The organism is Sphingopyxis sp., assembly GCF_036675685.1.
Lineage (GTDB): Bacteria > Pseudomonadota > Alphaproteobacteria > Sphingomonadales > Sphingomonadaceae > Sphingopyxis.
Genome location: NZ_JAKFEM010000005.1, coordinates 94,541 through 113,729, shown reverse-complemented (window position 1 = coordinate 113,729; position 19,189 = coordinate 94,541). Strand labels below are relative to the sequence as shown.

The 19,189-nt window shown below is 64.8% G+C and carries 25 protein-coding genes; 7 read left to right on the top strand and 18 right to left on the bottom strand.

From position 1 onward, the window contains the following. Positions 1-5 precede the first annotated feature (5 nt). Positions 6-395 (top strand): flagellar export chaperone FliS, encoded by a 390-nt coding sequence (locus V6M50_RS02775; RefSeq protein ID WP_332817008.1) that lies wholly within the window; start codon positions 6-8, stop codon positions 393-395. A gap of 186 nt (positions 396-581) precedes the next feature. Here V6M50_RS02775 and V6M50_RS02770 read toward each other — a convergent pair whose 3' ends face one another. The 14 genes from V6M50_RS02770 to V6M50_RS02705 all read right to left on the bottom strand — a co-directional run bounded on the left by V6M50_RS02770 (position 582) and on the right by V6M50_RS02705 (position 11,637). Beyond that, a complete protein-coding gene (locus V6M50_RS02770; protein ID WP_332817007.1) occupies positions 582-1,655 on the bottom strand; it encodes a sigma-54 interaction domain-containing protein in 1,074 nt (357 codons plus the stop codon). A gap of 180 nt (positions 1,656-1,835) precedes the next feature. After that, positions 1,836-2,699: a flagellar motor protein MotB gene (locus V6M50_RS02765; RefSeq protein WP_332817006.1), complete on the bottom strand. Its 864-nt coding sequence runs from the start codon at positions 2,697-2,699 to the stop codon at positions 1,836-1,838. Positions 2,700-2,965: 266 nt separating this feature from the next. Further along, positions 2,966-3,829 carry a flagellar motor stator protein MotA gene (gene motA / locus V6M50_RS02760; protein ID WP_332817005.1) on the bottom strand — a complete coding sequence of 288 codons (864 nt, stop codon included), beginning with the start codon at positions 3,827-3,829 and terminating at the stop codon, positions 2,966-2,968. A gap of 89 nt (positions 3,830-3,918) precedes the next feature. Further along, positions 3,919-4,749 (bottom strand): flagellin, encoded by an 831-nt coding sequence (locus V6M50_RS02755; RefSeq protein WP_332817004.1) that lies wholly within the window; start codon positions 4,747-4,749, stop codon positions 3,919-3,921. 13 nt (positions 4,750-4,762) lie between these two features. Beyond that, on the bottom strand, positions 4,763-6,088 hold the full coding sequence (gene flgK, locus V6M50_RS02750; RefSeq protein WP_332817003.1) for a flagellar hook-associated protein FlgK: 1,326 nt from the start codon (positions 6,086-6,088) through the stop codon (positions 4,763-4,765). Further along, complete coding sequence (locus V6M50_RS02745) at positions 6,085-6,417, bottom strand: rod-binding protein (RefSeq protein WP_332817002.1); 333 nt, start codon at positions 6,415-6,417, stop codon at positions 6,085-6,087. Before V6M50_RS02745 ends, flgK begins: the two co-directional genes overlap by 4 nt. Further along, the gene (locus tag V6M50_RS02740; RefSeq protein WP_443030471.1) at positions 6,414-7,523 is read right to left on the bottom strand and encodes a flagellar basal body P-ring protein FlgI; all 1,110 of its coding nucleotides are present in this window, start codon (positions 7,521-7,523) and stop codon (positions 6,414-6,416) included. Before V6M50_RS02740 ends, V6M50_RS02745 begins: the two co-directional genes overlap by 4 nt. A gap of 13 nt (positions 7,524-7,536) precedes the next feature. Further along, a complete protein-coding gene (locus tag V6M50_RS02735; RefSeq protein ID WP_332817001.1) occupies positions 7,537-8,196 on the bottom strand; it encodes a flagellar basal body L-ring protein FlgH in 660 nt (219 codons plus the stop codon). Further along, complete coding sequence (gene flgG, locus V6M50_RS02730) at positions 8,177-8,962, bottom strand: flagellar basal-body rod protein FlgG (protein ID WP_332817000.1); 786 nt, start codon at positions 8,960-8,962, stop codon at positions 8,177-8,179. Before flgG ends, V6M50_RS02735 begins: the two co-directional genes overlap by 20 nt. 11 nt (positions 8,963-8,973) lie before the next feature. Beyond that, the gene (locus V6M50_RS02725) at positions 8,974-9,717 is read right to left on the bottom strand and encodes a flagellar basal body rod protein FlgF (protein ID WP_332816999.1); all 744 of its coding nucleotides are present in this window, start codon (positions 9,715-9,717) and stop codon (positions 8,974-8,976) included. Between the two features lie 35 nt (positions 9,718-9,752). Continuing rightward, entirely contained in the window at positions 9,753-10,580 is an 828-nt protein-coding gene (locus V6M50_RS02720; RefSeq protein WP_332816998.1) for a flagellar hook-basal body complex protein, read from the bottom strand. 13 nt (positions 10,581-10,593) lie between these two features. Beyond that, positions 10,594-10,890, bottom strand: a complete 297-nt coding sequence (locus V6M50_RS02715; RefSeq protein ID WP_332816997.1) for a flagellar hook assembly protein FlgD — start codon at positions 10,888-10,890, stop codon at positions 10,594-10,596. A 1-nt stretch (position 10,891) separates the two neighbouring features. Next, the gene (gene flgC / locus V6M50_RS02710; RefSeq protein WP_332816996.1) at positions 10,892-11,302 is read right to left on the bottom strand and encodes a flagellar basal body rod protein FlgC; all 411 of its coding nucleotides are present in this window, start codon (positions 11,300-11,302) and stop codon (positions 10,892-10,894) included. Continuing rightward, positions 11,299-11,637, bottom strand: a complete 339-nt coding sequence (locus V6M50_RS02705) for a flagellar basal body rod protein FlgB (protein WP_332817148.1) — start codon at positions 11,635-11,637, stop codon at positions 11,299-11,301. Before V6M50_RS02705 ends, flgC begins: the two co-directional genes overlap by 4 nt. Before the next feature lie 266 nt (positions 11,638-11,903). On the opposite strand from V6M50_RS02705, the gene V6M50_RS02700 reads away from it, so the two are divergent. The 6 genes from V6M50_RS02700 (at position 11,904) to V6M50_RS02675 (ending at position 16,949) form a co-directional block, all read left to right on the top strand. Continuing rightward, a complete protein-coding gene (locus tag V6M50_RS02700; protein ID WP_332816995.1) occupies positions 11,904-12,410 on the top strand; it encodes a flagella basal body P-ring formation protein FlgA in 507 nt (168 codons plus the stop codon). 168 nt (positions 12,411-12,578) lie between these two features. Next, complete coding sequence (flgM, locus tag V6M50_RS02695; RefSeq protein WP_332816994.1) at positions 12,579-12,878, top strand: flagellar biosynthesis anti-sigma factor FlgM; 300 nt, start codon at positions 12,579-12,581, stop codon at positions 12,876-12,878. Further along, positions 12,875-13,174 carry a hypothetical protein gene (locus tag V6M50_RS02690; protein WP_332816993.1) on the top strand — a complete coding sequence of 100 codons (300 nt, stop codon included), beginning with the start codon at positions 12,875-12,877 and terminating at the stop codon, positions 13,172-13,174. The genes flgM and V6M50_RS02690 overlap by 4 nt, the downstream gene beginning before the upstream one ends. 94 nt (positions 13,175-13,268) lie before the next feature. Next, positions 13,269-14,093: a transglycosylase SLT domain-containing protein gene (locus tag V6M50_RS02685; RefSeq protein ID WP_332816992.1), complete on the top strand. Its 825-nt coding sequence runs from the start codon at positions 13,269-13,271 to the stop codon at positions 14,091-14,093. Continuing rightward, a complete protein-coding gene (flhA, locus tag V6M50_RS02680; RefSeq protein WP_332816991.1) occupies positions 14,090-16,213 on the top strand; it encodes a flagellar biosynthesis protein FlhA in 2,124 nt (707 codons plus the stop codon). The genes V6M50_RS02685 and flhA overlap by 4 nt, the downstream gene beginning before the upstream one ends. After that, on the top strand, positions 16,203-16,949 hold the full coding sequence (locus tag V6M50_RS02675; protein ID WP_332816990.1) for a sigma-70 family RNA polymerase sigma factor: 747 nt from the start codon (positions 16,203-16,205) through the stop codon (positions 16,947-16,949). Before flhA ends, V6M50_RS02675 begins: the two co-directional genes overlap by 11 nt. A gap of 50 nt (positions 16,950-16,999) precedes the next feature. On the opposite strand, the gene V6M50_RS02670 is transcribed toward V6M50_RS02675, so the two are convergent. From V6M50_RS02670 to V6M50_RS02655, 4 genes are all read right to left on the bottom strand, one after another. Beyond that, positions 17,000-17,503, bottom strand: a complete 504-nt coding sequence (locus tag V6M50_RS02670) for a MarR family winged helix-turn-helix transcriptional regulator (protein WP_332816989.1) — start codon at positions 17,501-17,503, stop codon at positions 17,000-17,002. 29 nt (positions 17,504-17,532) lie between these two features. Next, positions 17,533-17,946 (bottom strand): hypothetical protein, encoded by a 414-nt coding sequence (locus V6M50_RS02665; RefSeq protein WP_332816988.1) that lies wholly within the window; start codon positions 17,944-17,946, stop codon positions 17,533-17,535. A gap of 25 nt (positions 17,947-17,971) precedes the next feature. Then, the gene (locus V6M50_RS02660) at positions 17,972-18,352 is read right to left on the bottom strand and encodes a hypothetical protein (RefSeq protein WP_332816987.1); all 381 of its coding nucleotides are present in this window, start codon (positions 18,350-18,352) and stop codon (positions 17,972-17,974) included. Between the two features lie 61 nt (positions 18,353-18,413). Beyond that, positions 18,414-18,914, bottom strand: coding sequence for a response regulator transcription factor (locus V6M50_RS02655; protein WP_332816986.1), 501 nt, complete (start codon positions 18,912-18,914; stop codon positions 18,414-18,416). Positions 18,915-19,189 lie beyond the last annotated feature (275 nt).

Here is a 19,189-nt window from a genome sequence, read left to right as displayed (position 1 = left end):
GGGCCGTGAACGCTACCGCCTCGACCGTCCGGGCGACCGGACTCTATCGCCGATTGCAGTATGAAAGCCGCGCCGCGGCCGCCGACCCCGTCGAGCTGGTGACGATGCTCTATGACGAGCTCGAAACCGCCGTCGGCGTGCTCGCGGCGATGGTACGGCAGGGCCAGCGCGTCTCGGCCACCGAACCCGCGCACCGCGCGCGCGCGATCCTGATCGGATTGGATGCGGGTCTCGATCGCGAGGCGGGGGGGGATGTGGCGACCGCGCTGTCGCGCGTGTATCGGAGCATGCGGCGCAAGCTCGACGAGGCGGTCGCGCAGAACAACGCCGAGGCACTGACCGAACTACTCGACGGGATTTTGACGATCAGCGCCGCCTGGCGGCAGCTTCGCTGATCCCCGATCCACCGACATGGAAATATGGCACCCGGCCCGCCCCTCGAATGGGGAGCGGACCGGTGCCGTCTTGTGCAATCTAAACTGGTTACCCGGCCGCCCGAGGTGGGGACGGGCGGCCGGGTGGAGCGGGGGCGGACCAGAGCCCCCTTTTTTCAGCCATGCTGAAACCTGTGTCGCGGCCGGTCAGGCGGCCTGCTGGTGAACCCCATATTTGCGCATCTTTTCGATCAGCGTCGTGCGCTTCAGCGTCAGCAGGCGCGCGGCTTCGGAAATGATGCCGTCGGCGAGGTCGAGCGCGACGTAGATCTGTTCGAGTTCGATCGTTTCGATCTCGCGCTTGAGGTCAATCGGGCGGCCCGGCGCCGGCGTCTTGGCATGCGGCGTGCCCGAAGCGAACGGCGCGGCGGCAAGGTCTTCCGCGCTGGCCTGCACCAGGGCGGGGCTGCTGGGGACAGCCCGCCGTGGTGCAAGCGCTGCGGTGGGGTTCAAAAGCATGGCGACGTCTTCGACGCCGAGCGTCTCGCCGCCATGGAGAACGCTGGCGCGTTCCACAAAATTGCGCAGTTCACGGACATTGCCCGGCCAGCCATGCTGCATCAGCAGCGTCATTGCCGCATCGTCGAAACGGCACTTGGCGTCGGCGGGCATCTTGCGCTGGAAATGACGGATCAGCGCGGGAATATCCTCGACGCGGTTGGCAAGGCTGGGGACCTGGAGCACAACCACGCCGAGCCGGAAGAACAGGTCTTCGCGGAATTTGCCATCGGCGATCGCGGCGCCGAGATCCTGGTGGGTAGCCGAAATGACGCGGATGTCGACGGCCTTCACGTCGCTGCTGCCAACGCGGACGATCGTCCGGTCTTCGAGCACGCGGAGCAGTTTGACCTGCATGTCGAAACGCATGTCGCCGATTTCGTCGAGGAAGAGCGTGCCGCCCTCGGTCGCTTCGAAATGGCCGATGCGGCGGGCATGTGCGCCGGTGAAGCTGCCCTTTTCATGCCCGAACAATTCGGATTCGATCAGTTCGCCAGGGATCGCGCCGCAGTTGATCGCGGAGAAAGCCTTGCCGGCGCGAACGCCTTCGTCATGGATTGCACGGGCGACGAGCTCCTTGCCCGACCCCGACGGACCGCAGAGCATCACCGAGGCGTTCGAGCGCGCCACGCGGCGGATCATTTCCCGCAGCCGGCAGGTCGCCGGACTCGTCCCGATGATCAGCGCTTCAAGCGCCGCGTTAACATTCTGCCCCACCGTCATTTTCGTCTCCACCGCGCCCCCCAATCGGCGCCTTTTCGATGGATCCAGAGATTGACGAAATTGGTAAACAAAAGCTTAGTTGGGACGAGCTAACTCTTTCAAAATAAATGGTTATTGCCAAAATGGAAGTAATGGGCCCGCAATTGCGTTAACCATCCCCGAAACGCTGCCAAACTGGCACTAATTGTTGCCGCCGCTTCGCCAGCCGAGCGTGATCGAGATGCGGCGGTTGCGCGGATCGAATCGGTCGGAGGGCACGTAGGGCTCGCGATCGGCAACCCCTTCGATGCGCGAAAAGCGATCCGACGTGATGCCGCGAAACTCGAGATAGTGGCGCGTCACCTCGGCGCGGTCGACCGACAGGCGCCAGTTGTTCGTCCCCGCCTTCGCCGACCAAGGGGCCGCATCGGTATGGCCGCGGATCATCACCTGGTTGGAAACGGTCGCGATCGGCTCTGCAATCTCGCGGAACAGCCGCGCGCCATCGGGGGTCAGCTGGCTGGTGCCGATCACGAACATCGAAAAATCGGCGTCGTCGATCACGTCGATGCGCAGCCCTTCGATCGTTTCGGTGAACCGTACATTGCGCGCGAGGCGCTTGAGGTCGCCCTTGCTCGACACCCGATCCATCAGCGATTGGGCGATCAGGTTGAATTTCTTCGACTCCGCCTCGCGCTCGCGCCCCGAGGCCTCACGCGGCCCGCCAACGGCGTCGCGCGGAATGGTCATCGCCCGCGTGCCAGTCTGCGCCGCGCCATGTGGATATTTGTCGGCCGCCACCAGCGAATCGCCCCCGAACAGGCCGGTCGATCCCGCGGTGTCGGCTTTCGTCTGAACGATCGTCGGCGCGAAATAGTCGGCGAGCGCCTTGCGCTGCTTCTCGGTCGTCGCGCCGAGCAGCCACATCAGCAGGAAGAAGGCCATCATCGCGGTCACGAAGTCGGCATAAGCGACCTTCCACGCCCCGCCATGGTGCGCGGCGTGCGGCGCCGCGACGATCTTCTTGACGATGATCGGCCGCGGCATGTTGGGACGCGCGGCCATTTAGGGTCTGGCCCGACTATTTATGGGTCCGAGGCGTCGAAATGGCGAAGATATTGGGTGTCGGCGGGTGCAGCGGGTAGCATCGCTACCCGCAAGACCGCGCAAGCCCAAGATCGAAGCCATTTCGGCGTCCCTTCGGGATTTGATCGATTTTGCCCATGGCTGCGTCAGCAAGCCTTGAAATATCAGCATATTACTTCGCCTTGCTTCCTTGCCCTGAACAAAATCGCTTCAAACCTCGGACCCATAAATAGTCGGGCCAGACCCTAACGACCCCGCATTCCGTCGAACACTTCGGCAAAGCTCGGCTGGTTGTCATGCGAGACGCCCGAACGCGCCGCTTCGATCACCAGCGGCTGCGGGTGGCCATGCAGCGACGCGATGATCAGCTGCTTCACCGTATGATAGATCGCGGCATCGCTTTCGATCACGGTGCGCGCGCGCGTCGCGAAGGGGCCGACGAGGCCATAAGCGAGGAGCACGCCCAGGAAGGTGCCGACCAGCGCCGAGCCGATCATCGCGCCGAGGATCTCGGGCGGCTTGTCGATCGAACCCATCGTCTTCACGACGCCGAGCACCGCGGCGACGATACCCAGAGCCGGGAGCGCGTCGGCCAGGCTCTGCAGCCCGTCGGCGGGCTTGATCGCGTGGTGGTGGTGGTTCTTTACCGCATTGTCCATCACATCCTCGACCGCGTGCGGGTCGAGCGTGCCCGATGACACGACGACGAGGCGCAGCGTATCGCAGATGAGGTGGACCAAAGTCTGGTCCTTCAGCAGTTTGGGATATTGCTGGAAGATCGGCGAGTTTGCCGGATCCTCGATATGCGGTTCGACCGCGACCGGCCCCTCGATGCGCATCATCTTCATCAGCGTCGAGACGAGCAGGATGCAGTCGAGATAGTCCGATTTCTGATAGGTCGGACCCTTGAATACCTTGACCAGCCCGCCGCCGAGCGCCTTCAGGTCCTTGCCCGAATTGCCGATGATGAGCGATCCGACCGCGGCGCCGCCGATGATAAGCATCTCGTGCGGCAACGCGTGCATGACGGGACCGAGGTTGCCGCCGGTCAGCGCGAAGCCCCCGAAGACCAGCAGGATCAGTACGATGATGCCGACAACGGGAAACATGCAGGGTCAACTCCATTCGGGCGCCGAGGCCCGCAAATTCAAAGACGTCTCACTGATTAACGGCAGCGGCGCCGCGAGATTGAGCGCCGTCAGTTCAAAATATCGAACAAGGTCTGCCGGTTGATCTTGGCAAAGGCCGCCTGCGCGGCGCTCAGCGTCAAATCGTGCGCGTTGAGTTCGGCGATCGCGACCGACAGGTCGGTGTCCTCGACCGCCGAGCGTTCGTCCTTGAGCGTGATGCCGCGCGCCGTCAGCCCGTCGCCGATGCGTTCGAGCCGCCCGCCCGCGAGGCCGAGCGCGGCATGCTGGTCGGCGACATGGCCGATCGCAGTGGCGAGCGCGTCGATCGACGCGCCCATCGCCGGCTTGTTACCCGCCGCGACGGCCGCCGCGGCATCGCGAAGGCCCGTCGACAGGCTGTTTCCGCCAACGACAAAGACGTCGCCCGCCGACGGAACGGGCGCAAAGCTGATGTCCGAATCGAACCGCATAACCCGCGCGGAGCCGGCGGCGAACAGCGGCTCGCCGTTCGAATCGCGCGTCGCCGCAAGGCCGTCGATCTCGTCGGCGATCGTACCGAGTTCGGCGGCGATCGTGGCGCGGTCGGCGGCGCTCATCGAATCGCTCGCCGCGGCAAGCGCCAACTCGCGCGCGCGCGTCATCAAATTGCTCGCCGATTTCATCACGCCGTCGGCCTGCGAAACGAGCGCTTCGGCTGCGTTGATGTTGGCCGACCAAGCGGTCATGCTCGCCTGCGTCGTCCCGATCGTCGCGATCCGCCGCGCCGCAACGGGATCGTCGGACATGCGCAGCAGTTTTTTGCCGCCCGAAATCTGCATCTGCGTGCGTTCGAGCTGGTCGGCGAGTTTTTGCTGGCGCGCGATTTCGCGCGTCATGCGATTGCCCACGGCGTTGATCATCGTCCTGACCTTCCTAGATCGAGCTGAGCAGCGTTTGCATGGTTTCGCGCGCGACCTGGAGAGTCCGCGCCGCGGCCTGATACGCTTGCTGGAAGCGCATCAATTCGGCCGCCTCCTTGTCGAGATCGACCTCGCTCACCCCGTCGCGCGCCGCGGCCGAGGCATCGGCGCGCGTGGCGGCGGCGGCATCCTGCGCGCGCGCCGACGCCGTCGTCTGCGCCTGCGACGCCAGATGGCCCGACCAGCGTGCTTCGGGATCGTTCGCGCCGCGCATCGCGCCGAGCGCGAGCATATTGCCGTTGCTGCCCGACGCGTTCGCCGCCGCGACCCGGTCGGGGGTCAGCGGCGCCGCGGTCAGCGTCGCCGCGCTGGTGCCCGTGAACAAGGGTGCGCCCGGATTGCCATTGGCATCGGTGCCCGCCTGATGCGCGGCGTTGAGCTGGCTGGCGAATTGGGTCGCCATCGTATCGAGCGACGCGCGCTGGTCGGCGACATGGTTCGCTGCCTCCGACAATCCGGCGAGCGAGCCCGTCGATATCGCAAGCGGCGCGCCGCCGATGCTGTACGACAGGCGTCCGTCCGCCGCCGCGGTCACCGCGATCGGGTTCACCGCGCCGCCACCGACGAGCAGGTCGCCAGACCCGCTCGCGCGCAGCGTCACCGCGCCATTATTGTCGAAGGTCGGGCTGACGCCGGCCTGCGACGACAATTTGTCGAGCAACCGGTCGCGTTCGTCGAGCAGGCTCGCCTCGTTGGTTGATCCCGGCCGCGCCTTGCGGAGACCGATGTTGATCTGTTCGAGCGCATTCAGGTTCGCGTTGAATTGGTCGACCGAACTGCTGGCCGCGCCCTCGACCCCGTCGGCCATCTTGCCCAGTTGGCCCGCCACGGTGCGAAAGCCCGAGGCGATATCGTCGGCTGCCTGCAGGAACTGGCTGCGCAGCGTCTGGTTCGACGGATCGGCGGTCAGCTGGTCAGCAGTGGTGAAAAGCTTGGTGAGGCCGGTCTTGATCCCGTTCGCGTCGTCGCCGAGCGCGCCCTCGACCTTGTCGAGCCATCCGAGCCTGGTCGCCGAGCGTTCGGAATCGCCCCCCGAGATACGCGAATCCTCGATCAGCCAGGCGTCGACCGAGCGGTTTATGCCGCGGATCTCGACCCCGCCGGGATTGACATTGCCGCGATAAAAGACCGAGTCGCTACCGCTGGCGGCTTCCATCATATCGAGCCGGCGCCGCGCATATCCGGGCGTCTGGGCGTTGGCGATATTGTCGCCGATCGTCGACAGGGCGCGCGAATAGGCCTTGAGACCGCTATAGCCGATGCCGAGAAGGTCGCTCATTGTACGCCCCCGCCCAGGCCGCCCGCCAGGCCGCTTCCGGGGCCACCGACGCGCCCGCGGAACTGGCGTTCGACCATGTCGGCGATGCCGAACTGACGCATCGCGGCAAGCGAATCGGCGGTGCGCGCATCGGCCATTTCGCGAAAATTATCGGTCGCGCTCGATCCAAAGATGTCGTCGCCAAGCTTTGCCTGACGCATCGAGGCCATCAGCTGGCGCAGGATCACGGCTTCGAAAGCCTCGGCTGCCTTGCGCAGGCCGCCGTCGCCGCCGCCCGCAAGCGTGGGGGTTGCCGAAGCCGGCACCGAAGAAGAGATGGGCGTCGTCATATGATTACCAGCTCCGCCGTGAGGGCGCCGGCCTGGCTCAGCGCCTCGAGGATGGCGACCAGGTCGCCGGGGGGAACGCCCATGCGGTTGATCGCATCGACGAGCTCGGAAAGCGACGCGGTCGGTTTGACCAGCATCATCGGGCGATATTCCTCGTCGACGCCGATCTCGCTCGACTGTTCGACCGCGGTTTCGCCGCGACTGAACGGCGCCGGCTGCACCACCATCGGCGATTCCTTGATCGAGACGGTGAGCTTGCCCTGCGACACCGCCGCGGTTCCGACGCGGACCGCACCGTTGATCACGACGGTGCCGGTGCGGGCGTTGACGATCACCTTCGCCGGCGGCTCGGTACGCTGGACGCCCAGATTTTCGATCTGCGACATCAGCCGCATGCGTTCGTCGCCGTTGCCGCCCGCGCGGATCGCAATGCTCGCGCCGTCGATCATCGATGCGCTGCCTGGAATGGCCGCGTTGATCGCATCGGCGACGCGCTTGGCATTGGTCGCGTCGAACTGATGGAGGTTGAAGGTCAGCCAGTCGCCGTTCGCGAAGCCGGTGTCGACCGCGCGCTCGACCGTCGCGCCGCCGGCGATCCGACCGCTCGATGGCACATTGACCGTCAGCTTCGACCCGTCGGCGGCATCGACGCCGAGCCCGCCGATGACGAGATTGCCCTGCACCATCGCATAAATCTGTCCATCGGCGCCATAAAGCGGCGCGAGCACGAGCGTGCCGCCGCGCAGCGATTTCGCCTTGCCCATTGCCGACACGGTGACGTCGAGACGCTGGCCGGGCTTGGCAAAGGGCGGCAGTTCGGCGGTGATCATCACCGCCGCGGCGTTCTTCAGCGCCGGGTTCACCCCCGGCGGCAGCGTCAGGCCAAAACGCGACACCGCACCCTTCATGCCCAGCGTCGAATAATCGAGGCTGTCGTCGCCCGTTCCCGCGAGCCCGACGACGATGCCATAGCCGGTGAGCTGGTTGGCGCGCAGGCCCTGGAACTGGCCCATGTCCTTGATCCGCTCGGCCTGCGCCGGCGCCACAAAGGCAAAACTGGCGAGCAGGAGCGCAAAAAGGGTGAACAGGGACGGACGCTGGGTCACTTTATATTCCTCTTCAGAACGGGCTGATGATGGCGAAGAAGCGCTGCAGCCAGCCTTGCTGACTGGCGCGCGCGATCTCGCCCTTGCCGACGTAACGGATGTTCGCGTCGGCGACGCGGGTCGACAGGATGCGGTTGTCGGGGCTGATGTCGATCGCGCGAATGATGCCCGAAATCTGGACACGTTCGTCGCCGCGATTGAGCGTCAGCAGCTTTTCGCCGCGCACCAGCATCGTCCCATTGGGATAGACGGCGGCGATCGTCACGCTGACCTCGCCCGAGAGCGCGTTCGACTGCGAGGCGTCGCCCTTGCCCTTGAACTGCTGGCCGCCGCCCATCGCAATGTCGCTGGGATTGAATAGCGACAGCGGGCCGGTGGCTGGCGGCGTCAGGCCGATATTGCCGTCGCGCTGTGTGCCGGCAGCATTGCTCTTGGTCGCGGCGGTGCGCTCGACGAGCTGGATGGTGACGATGTCGCCGACCTGTCCCGCCCGCCCGCCCGAGGTGAGCGGCACATAGCTGCCCTGGAAGATCGAGCCGTTGCCCGGCAGCGGCGCCGGGGCGACCGGAACCGTGGCTGCGAAAGCCTCCGGCGGCAGCTTGTCCTTCGCGAGCGCCGGCGCGGGCGTAAGCGCGAGGGCCAGCAGGGCCATTTTAGAGAGTCTGCGAGGCATTTTTCATCATCTCGTCGGTCGCCGAGATCATCTTCGAATTGACCTCATAGGCGCGCTGCGTCTCGATCATGTCGACGAGTTCCTCGACGACATTGACGTTCGATCCCTCGAGCATGCCACCGCGAAGGGTGCCGCGGCCTTCCGCGCCCGCGGCGCCGACCTGCGGCGCACCCGACGCGGCGGTTTCGACCAGCATATTGTCGCCGATCGCCTGCAGTCCCGCCGGATTGGCAAAGCGCGCGAGCTCGATCCGGCCCAGCTCGGTGAGGGTGCCGTCGGCGCCGGTCGCCGATACGGTGCCGTCGGCGCCGATGGACACATTGGTCGCGTCTTCGGGAATCTGGATCGCGGGGGTGACCGGCTTGCCGTCCGAGGTCACGATCGTGCCGTCGGGTGCGCGGCCGAAATTGCCGGCGCGCGTATAGCCGGTGCGCCCGTCGGGCATCTCGACCTGGAAATATCCGGCGCCGTCGATCGCCATGTCGAGCGCATTGCCCGTCGTCGCGAATGTCCCCTGCGTATCGATGCGCGCGGTGCCGCCGAGCGACACGCCGGTGCCGAGATTGAGCCCGGTGGCATAGCGGTTTTCCGCCGACGAGGCCGCGCCCGGTGCGGTCATCATCTGATAGCTCAACGTCTCGAAGCTCGCGCGGTCGCGCTTGAAGCCCGTGGTGTTCACGTTGGCAAGGTTGTTGGCGATCACCTGCATCCGGAAGCCCTGGGCATCCAGACCGGTTCGCGCGACGTGCAAGGCACCGAAGCTCATTTCAATTCTCCTTAACGGGGGAGCTGCATCAGATTGGCGGTCGCGCTGTCCATGTCGCGCGCGTCGCTGACGAGCTTGAGTTGCGTGTCCCAGCTGCGGCTCGCCTCGATCATGTCGACGAGCGCGGTGGTCGCCGCGACGTTCGATCCTTCGATCGAACGGGTGAGAAGCCGCGCTTCGGGATCGTCGGGCAGGATGCCGCCGCCCTTCACGCGGAACAGGCCGTCGAGGCCCTTGGCGATGTCCGACCCCGCCGGGACCGCGAGCCGCAGCCGGTCGACCTCCTGCGGGTTTTCAGGATCGCCGCCGATGGGGACAATCCAGACGCGGCCGTCGACGTCGATCGTGATCGAGTCGGCGGGCGGGATGGTGACCGGGCCCTGGGCGCCCTGGACGGGATGCCCGTCGCCGGTGGTCAAAAGGCCGCTGGGTGAAATCTGCAGGTCGCCGCGCCGCGTATAGGCTTCCTCGCCGTCGGGCGCCTGCACCACGAGCAGCGCGTCGCCCTGCACCGCGATGTCGAGGTCGCGCCCCGTCGCGGTGACGGTGCCGGCGCGCATGTCGGCGCCGATCACTTCTTCGGACGACATGGCGCGCGCGCCCGTCCCGCTGCCCTGGAGCCACAGCGACTGCGCTTCGGCCATGTCGGCGCGAAAGCCCGGCGTCTGCGCATTGGCAAGGTTGTTGGCGATCGCCGTCTGCCGGGCCATGCTGCCCCGCATCGCGGTAAGGCTGGTATAGATGAGGCGGTCCATCTGGTTTCTCCCGGCAGGCGGCGGTCAGCGATGCGTCAGCGCATGCCGATGATCGTCTGGGTCAGCGATGATGCGCCCTCGATCGCCTTGGCATTGGCCTGGAAATTGCGCTGTGCGGCCATCAGCATCACCAGTTCCTCGGTGATATCGACGTTCGAGCGTTCGAGAGCGCCCGAGCGGACCGCGCCCAACGGGCCGTTGGTCGGGGCGTCGATCGTCGGCGGGCCGCTTTCGCCCGTCGACTGCCAGTGCGCATCGCCGGTCGGGCGCAGGCCCGACATCGCGGGGAAGGTCGCCATCGCGACCTTGCCGAGCACCTGGTCTTCGCCGTTCGCAAAGGTAGCGGTAACGAGGCCGTCGAGCCCGATCGAGACGTTGACCAGCCCCGAGGTGGGGTCGGTCGGCGCACCCTGCGGCAACCGAAGGTCGAAGGCGCCGGCGAGCGTGTTGTTGGTGACATTGCCGTTCGCATCGACCGGCAGCAGCTGCAGCTTCGCACCCGTCGAATCGATGACATAACGGTCGGGGGTCGGTTCGAACGAGCCGTTCCGCGTATAGGTGATGGCTTCGCGCGGCGGTTCGCCCTTCACGATGAACATGCCCTCGCCGACGATCGCGAGGTCGAGCGTCTTTTCGCTCGCCTCATACGACCCCTGCGTGAACTGCTGGGTGATGCCGTTGAGGCGCGTGCCCTGGCCCGCGATCATCTTGGTCGACTGGGTCGGCGACGACGCGAAAATATCGCCGAACTGCGCCTTGCTGCGCTTGAAACCGACCGCGCCGGCGTTGGCGATGTTGTTCGAGATCACCGACATGTCGGTCTGGGCACCCTTGAGGCCCGAAAGCGAGGTATAGAATGACATGGACTTATCCTTCTTAAGTGGTGGGGTTGTTGGCCGGCGGCGTCGCGGCCTTGATGTCCTTGAGCAGCGCGGTCTGCGCAGTGAGCTGTTCGGAAATCTTCTGAAGCGTGGTGTTGGTTTCGCTGATCCCGGCGAGGCTCGAGAATTGCGCCATCTGCGCGACCATCTGCTGGTTATCGACCGGGTTGAACGGGTCCTGCTGCGACAGCTGCGCGGTCATCAGGCGCAGGAAATCGCTCTGCCCCATCTGCTGGCCGCCCGGGGGCTGGAGCACGGGGTTATTGTTGGTGGTGATGCTGTTGACGCTCATCTTATTGTCCCATCCTGAGAGTTTCGTTGATCAGGCCCTTCGCGGTTTCGAGGACCTGGACATTGTTCTGATATTGGCGCGCGGTCTCGACCATCTCGACCAGCTCGGCGGCGCTATCGACCGCGGCTTCCCAAACGTTGCCGTCCTGATCGGCGAGCGGGTTCGAGGGATCGTGGCGCTTCGACGGCGCCATTTTCGAGGTCGTGACCTGATCGATCTGGACCGTCGCGCGGCCCTGTCCGTCCATCACGGTGCGAAACACGGGCTTGAGCGAGCGATAGGCGCCCGCCTCGCTGCCCGCGGTCGTCCCCGCGTTGGCGAGGTTCGACGCGGTGGTGTTGAGCCGGACGAGCTGCGCCGACATCGCGCGGCCGCTGATATCGAAGACCGAGAAGTTGCCGTTCATCGTCATTCGCCCTTGATCGCGCGCGTCAGCGTGTTGACGCGGCCGCTGAGGAACGAAAGGCTCGAGCGATAGGCGAGCGCGTTTTCGGCGAAGGCGGTCTGCTCGGTCGCCATTTCGACGGTGTTGCCGTCGAGCGACGCCTGGACCGGGACGCGATAGCTGATCGCGCCTTCGGTCGAGCCGCCCTGCTGCGCCAGGTCGAGCGCTTTCGAAAAATCGAGGTCGCGCGCCTTGTAATTGGGCGTCGCGGCGTTGGCGATGTTCGACGCGAGCATCATCATGCGCTGGCTACGCAGCTGAAGCGCCGTCGCGTGCAGGCCAAAGAGTTTCTCGGATGCCATCATCATAATCCTTCTTCACCGACCGCCTCGACCGGCCAGGCCGGCGCAGGCGCGCGGAAAACACAAGGCAAGATGCAATCGTCGTGCCAAAAGAAGTTTACCGTGTATTTTCAATGATTTGATGTCGCGCCGTCAAAAGGCGCAAACGCGCTCGTCAAAAAACCGACGACGCCCCGCCACACTACGCGCAACCGCGCCGCAAACCGCGACTGGCACGCTTCCTGCACAATGGCGGACGACCATTTTGGACCCAAAGGAGATGGATCTTGTCCCACAATATTTTCGCGTGCCTGGCCGCCGGCCTCGCCTGTACCGCCATCCCGGCCACCGCGCAGCAAGCCAATGAGGATTGGCAGACCATCGACGTGCTGACCGACATGGTCGCCAGCGCGATGGGCCGCACCGCGACCCCGGTCGACCGCCGCATCAAGCTGGCGCGTTGCCCCGAACAGGCGTCGGTGACCGCGATCGACGCCCACACCCTCGCTGTCCGCTGCACCTCGCTCGGCTGGCGCTTGCGCGTACCGATGACCGGCCCGGCGAGCAGCATGGCAACGCACGCCGGTTATGCCAAACCCGCTGGCGCCCCCGTCATCCGTCGCGGCGACAATGTTCGCGTGACGATCGACACCGAAAGCTTTTCGATCAGCTATGCCGCCGTCGCGACCCAGGATGGCCGCATCGGCGAAACGATCGGTCTGCGCGGCAGCGACGCCAAATCGTCGCTCAGCGCCACCGTCACCGGTCCGGGCCGCGCGCGCCTCGACGACTGATCCTATCTTTCACTTCACCCGCTGGCCCGGTGCTGTCGGCTTCCCGACGCCGCCGGGCCTTTCTTTTTCTTTTTTGCAGTGGATCGCCTTAATCGCCCGCATCACCGTCCGTTAAAGCCTTCGTGAACCGCGCCGTCACTTTTCTGACGGCACCGGATGGAGGCAATTATGTCGGGTGACAGCAAGATCGGCCAAATCGGCAGTGTTGCCCGCACGGGTGCGCTGCGCTGGGTCGCCAGCGCATCCGCCGCGCCGATGCAGGCGCCGGCGAAGCTGCAGGCAGCGCAGGACAGCCTGCCGACCGCACGCCTGACCCGCCTCGCGGCCAGCCTCGCCGATCAGTCGCCGCCGGTCGATGTCGCGCGTGTCGCCACGCTGCGCAGTGCGATCGCCAATGGCAGTTATGGCGTCCACCCCGCGATCATCGCGAGCGCGATGCTCGATTTCCACGGCGGCGGAGCCGAATGATGCTCGACGAGGTGCAATCGCGGCTCGACACGCTGGTCGGCGCGCTCGACGGGCGTGACGCCGGCGCGATCATCGCGGCGACCGAGGAGCTGGCGACCGCGGTCATCCTGTTTCGCGGCGCGAACATTCCCGCGGGGAGCGAACATCGCGCGCGCGCGCTGATCGGCAAGACGCTCGGCCAGCTCGAAGCCGCGTCGATCCGCGTCAATATCCTGAAGGACTGGACGCGTCAGAGGATTGACAGGAACCATGAAATTCGCGGCACCCACCATCGAGGTGCTGCCTTAAACTACTGATAACCATGTAACTTCCTGTCGTTAACCGCAAATGGCACGATGATTGCTTTTGGTCTGCTGAGACAGCCCTGCTGAACCAGCGGAACCAGACAGCATGAACGCAATCAACAATCCTCAAGGCCCGACCCGCATCGCCGCACCCGTGATGGATGCGGTGCAGAGCGCATCGGCGCGGACGGGTGTGGATTTCGACTATCTGGTCGACGTCGCCCGCGTCGAGAGCGGCTATAATCCGACCGCAAAAGCGCCGACCTCTTCGGCGCGCGGCCTGTACCAGTTCACCAAGCAGACCTGGCTCGCGACGCTCGACCGCCATGGCGCGAGCCACGGCCTCGCCTGGGCGGCCGACGCGATCGGCCGCGACGCGTCGGGCCGGCTGTCGGTGGCCGATCCCACGCTCCGCCAGCAGATTTTCGACCTGCGCGACGATCCCGCCGCGTCGTCGAACATGGCCGCCGCGCTGACCGGCGACAATCGCGATTATCTCGAAAGCCGGATCGGCCGCAGCGCCGAACCGGTCGACCTCTATCTCGCGCATTTCCTGGGCAGCGGCGGCGCGGCGAAATTCCTTTCCGCGCTGGAGGCGAACCCCGACCAGCCGGGCGCGTCGATGATGCCCGAGGCCGCGGCCGCCAACCGCTCGGTCTTCTATGCCCCCGACGGCAGTATGCGCAGCCTCGCCGAGATCCGCGAACGCTTTCGCGTAAAGCTCGAAGATGGCGGCAAGATCGAAAATATGAAGCCCTTCGCCCCCGCCGGGTGGCACGCGCAAGCGAGCAGTTCGAGCGGCTTGGCCGGGTCAGGCGGACGTCCGCCGCTGCCGATGATGGATATCCAGCCGATGCCGCGCAAACTTTCGATGGGTTTTGCCGCCGATGCCTATCGGCGGCTCGCCTCCTTGTCGGGAGGCACGGCATGATCGCCGGTTTCCAGCTTCGCGACATCGGACGCATGGCCGGCGCCTCGGCGCTCCCCGTTGGGATGCTCATCCTCGTCGGGTTGATGGTGATCCCGGTAACGCCGCTGATCCTCGACATCAGTTTTGTCGCCAATATCATGATCAGCCTCGCGATCCTGATGGTCGCGCTGTCGGCGGCAAAACCACTCGACTTTTCGTCCTTTCCGACCGTCCTGCTTCTCGCCACGCTGTTCCGCCTTGCCCTCAACGTCGCCTCGACGCGCGTCGTGCTCGTCCACGGGCACGAGGGTACGGCCGCCGCGGGCCATGTCATCGAAGCCTTCGGTCAGGTGCTGATCGGCGGCGATTATGTCGTCGGCCTTTTCGTCTTCTTCGTCCTGATGATCATCAACATGGTCGTCATCACCAAGGGCGCGGGGCGCGTGTCCGAAGTGTCGGCGCGCTTCACCCTCGACGCGCTGCCGGGCAAGCAGATGGCGATCGACGCCGACCTCAACGCCGGGCTGCTCAGCCCCGAAGAGGCCAAGGCGCGCCGCGTCGAAGTCGCGACCGAAGCCGATTTCTACGGATCGATGGACGGCGCCTCGAAATTCGTGAAGGGCGACGCGATCGCGGGCTTGCTGATCCTGTTCGTCAACATCGTTGGCGGGCTGATCCTTGGCATTTTCAGCCACGGGCTCAGCTTTTCGGAAGCCGGCAGCAATTATGTCACACTCGCGATCGGCGACGCGCTGGTTGCGCAGATCCCGGCGCTGCTGCTCTCGATCGCCGCCGCTGCGATCGTCACCCGTGTCGCGTCGCCGTTCGACCTCAGCGGCCAGATCAGCAGCCAGTTCGCATCGCCCACCATCTGGATGGCGGTTGGCGGTATCCTCTTCATCCTGGGCGTTGTCCCCGCGATGCCGCAGATGCTGATCCTGCCCGCCGCCGCCCTGTCCTTCGCCATCGGCTGGCAGCTGCGCAGATCCGCCGCCGCTATCGCCGACGCCCCCGAACCCGCCGCGCCGGCACCCGATCCGTCGCATATCGAATGGGCCGACGTAAGTGATTCCAGCGCGTGCCAGCTCGAGATCGGCTATGCGCTGATCAGCCTGGTCGACGAGCGCAAGGGCGCGCCGCTGATGACGCGCATCACGGGCATCCGCCGGCAATTGTCGAAGGAGCTCGGCTTCGTCGTCCCGCCGGTGAAGGTCAGCGACGACCTGTCGCTGCCCGGCAACGTCTATCGTATCTCGGTCGCCGGGGTGATCGTCGGCGAGGACGAGGTTTTCCCCAATGAAATGCTCGCACTCGATTCGGGCGACCTCGTCACCAAGGTTGTCGGCCGGCCGTGCAAGGACCCGACCTTCGGCCTCGACGCGCTGTGGATCCCGAAGGCGACGCAGAATGACGCGATCGCCGCCGGCTATACCGTCGTCGATCCCGCGACGGTCGTCGCCACCCATCTCAACAACAGCATCGTCGGTTCGGCCGCCGAACTGTTCGGGATCGACGATGCGCAGGCGCTGATCGAGAATCTGAAGGCGCATTATCCGCAGCTTGCGCAGAATCTGAGCCCGCAGGGCTATCCGTTGCCGCGCGTCGCCAGCCTCTGCAAATCGCTTCTCGTCGAGCGCGTGCCGCTGCGCGACTTCCGCAAGATCGCCGAGGCGATGGTCGCGCTTTCAGCGCAGCAGCTGGGCGAAACCGACCTGGTCGAGGCGGTGCGCCAGCGCATCGGTGCGCTGATCGTCCAGACGATCGTGCCGAGCCGCATGCCGCTGCCCGTCGTCACCTTCAGCCCCGACGTCGAGATTCTGCTCAACCAGTCGGTGCGCGCCAATCCCGGGGCCGAGTGGCCGTTCGAACATGGCATGGCGATGAAGATCATCGAACAGGTCGGCCAGGCGGTCGAACCGCTGCTTTTGCAAACGCGCAGCTTTGCCCTCGTCGCCTCGCCAATCTGCCGCTCGGCGCTGTCGCGGCTCGTGCGCGCCACTTTCCCCGACGTCGCCGTCATTTCCTACCTCGAAATCCCGGCGAACAAGCAAACCGAAATCGTCGCGACGATCGGCGGCGAAGTGCCCCGCCTCGCGGCCGGGCAGGGCGCCCAAATGGAGGACCAACCGCATGAGAATTGAGCCCGACGAGCAATTTGCCGGGACGGCCGGCCGCGCGCCGCGCGCGCACGGCTATGGCGAAAGCGTCGAGGCGCTGGTCGAGGAATATTCGCCGCTGGTCCGCAAGATCGCGTGGCAGGTCTTCTCGCGCGTGTCGCGGACGAGCGAACTCGACGACCTGATCCAGGCCGGGCTGATCGCGCTGATCGAGGCGAGCCGCCACTATGAAGAGCGCGGCTTTGCCTTTGCGACCTATGCCACGACGCGCATCCGCGGCGCGATGATCGACCAGCTGCGCCGCGAAGCCGATGTCGGCCGGTCGGCGATGGTCGCGGCGAAGCGGCTGCAGGCGGTGCGCGGCGCGCTCGAACAGCAGTTGATGCGCGCGCCGTCCGCCGCCGAAATGGCGGTCGCATTCGATATGTCGGCGGAAGATTATTTCGCGCTCGAGCGCAACGCGACGCACGGCCGCTCGACCTCGCTCGACGAACTGACCGATATCGGCGCCTTCCTGGCCGCCGACGACGGTATCGGAGCAAGCGAGAAATGCGAGCAGGAGGATTTGATGGGGGCGCTGCGGCAGTGTGTCAGCCGCCTCTCCGACCGCGAGCAGATGGTGCTGCAGCTCTATTTCTTCGAGGAGCTCAACCTCCACGAAATCGGCCTGACCCTCGACGTCAGCGCCGCGCGCATCTGCCAGATCAAGCGCGATGCGATGATCAAGGTCGACCGCATGATGCGCGAGATGACCGAATAGCGCGATGACCGGATGCGGTGCACGAGGCACCATATGCGGTCACGGAGAGGTCAGGCCGCCAGGGTCTGGATGCTCTGCCGGGCGATACCGATTTTCTCGAAATAGCTGGCCATGCGTTCGGTCCCGATCTCGGTCAGCCGGACGATCGTGCGCCGCCGGTCGCGCTCGTCGATCGAGCGCTGCACCAGAGCGAGCCGTTCGAGCGCGCTGATCATGCGCAGCCCCGACGACAGCGGAACCCCGGCACCGGTGGCAAGATCGCTGGCGCTGAGCACGCGGCCATATGTGCTCGCCAGCATTAGGTCGAGCATCATATCCCAGGTCGGTCCCGACAGCTCGGTGCTGCCGAAATGGCTGCGGCGCAGCCGGCGCATCTGGATGCTGAACGACACCTGGTCGAGCAACGCCGATTTCGGCGGCGCATCGCTGCCCGTGTTTTCGACGCGGCGCGGCGCCTCGGCCGGCGGCTCGTCGCCGCGGCTCGCTAGCAGCTCATGGATCTGGTCGATACGCGATTTTAACTCGGCAATTTCTTGGTTCGAAAATTGCTGCATGTCAGCTCCCCCCCGGGGCGCCACGCACACTAGGCCTGAGCTTCACTCTTCCGGCTGGACGATCCCGAAGCATAGATGATCAAAAGCAGGATCGGGTAGGATATATAGACTGACAGGAGCGAATAGGGTCGCGCCAGTATCTCCGAGAACATATACTTCTGGATATGCCCGAAAATGGCGATCAGCTGCCATCCGGTGATCCAGTAGGGCCAGAAACTATGCGTCTTCAGGGCGATGAACCAGAAGCTTAGCAAGACCAGCACGTCGATGACGAAGATATTCAGTTCAATATCGGTCCAGGTCGGGAAAGGCGTCAGGGCACTGGTGAGGACCGAGGCGATCAGGGCGGTATAGGCCGCCCACCGCTCGAGGGGACCGCCGCGTCGAACCGCGACGGCCACCGTGATGAGCAGTACAGTGTAATAGATCGCCACGGACCACATTGTGGCTGTCAACCTTTCCTGGTGATCAAGAGGCCTGCGCGAGCGGCAGGGCGGCAACCTTTGCGCCCGACCGGTCGTTGCTGCCTTCTTCGATCAGCTTCGCTTCGGCGGGCTTGACGCCGGCACCGAACATGCGCGTCCCCAGGCCCACTTCCTTCTGCGTGACCGTCAGCGCCAGATGCGCGTCGGTCAACAGCTGGCGGACTTCGCCGGCGGCGGCGAGCGCGTTCGCCACCTTCGACATCGCAGCCTGGCCGACGATCGCCGACATGTTCGTATCGCGCCGTGCGGTCGGCAGGGTGGCCGCCAGCTGGGCGATACGGATCATCGCTTCGTCGATGGCATCTTCGGCCTGGTGCAACTCGGAGGCAATTTTCTTCGCCGCAGAAACTCGTTCGTTCAGCATTATCTTTTTCCTTGAAAAAGAATGCTACCGGTTTCCCCCCCGCAGCATTCGGTTCGAACATTCAGGTCATCACACGACCGAGTCCGACAAGGATCGAATAGAGAGCGGAGAAAGCCAAAATGGTCGCAAAGGCGATCAGAATTGGCCAGATTATCCTTTCCATCAACCCATGCCGGTTGGCCGGCTGGGACGCGGTCGGAAATGGCGAACCGATATCGAATAATCGCCGAAACGAACTGCGCCCCGGTTCGGCATCGGTCGTCGACGGAGCGTCGCCTAGGTCGATCAATTGATATGTCAAAGGCTGATAAGGGGTAACATGATCGAAGACACCGTTAACCGCCAAAATCCGGGCCGCTTCGATCCTGTTGGAAACATTAAGTTTTTTTAGCACGCGCCGCACACGTTCATCGACCGTGTGCGGTGAAACATTCATCAGGCGCGCGATCTGTTTGGAATTTTTGTGCTCATAAACATGTCGCAACGTTTCAATCTGCGCCACCGACAGCAGACTTATGTAATTGTCGGGGTCGCCTTGCACGGGGCTGGAATAGAGCATCATGAGTCGAAATCAAGTTAGGGAGCATGGTGATTCGCGGCCGAAGTGTCCCGCTGCGGGGCCATTTCCCCGCTAAAAAACCCCACTATCCGGCCGTTGTTGCATTTTACATTAACCTTGATGTCCCACAAATTTTTTTGACAAGCCAACACCGACGCGAATCCTGTGTGGGGCGGCGGGGTCGAGACTGCTGTCCAAGGCAGCGTCGCACAGCCTTCTCCTTATTTCATCTATTGTTGAATTAAATCGAAATCCGGGCTATCCGAAATATGCGATAC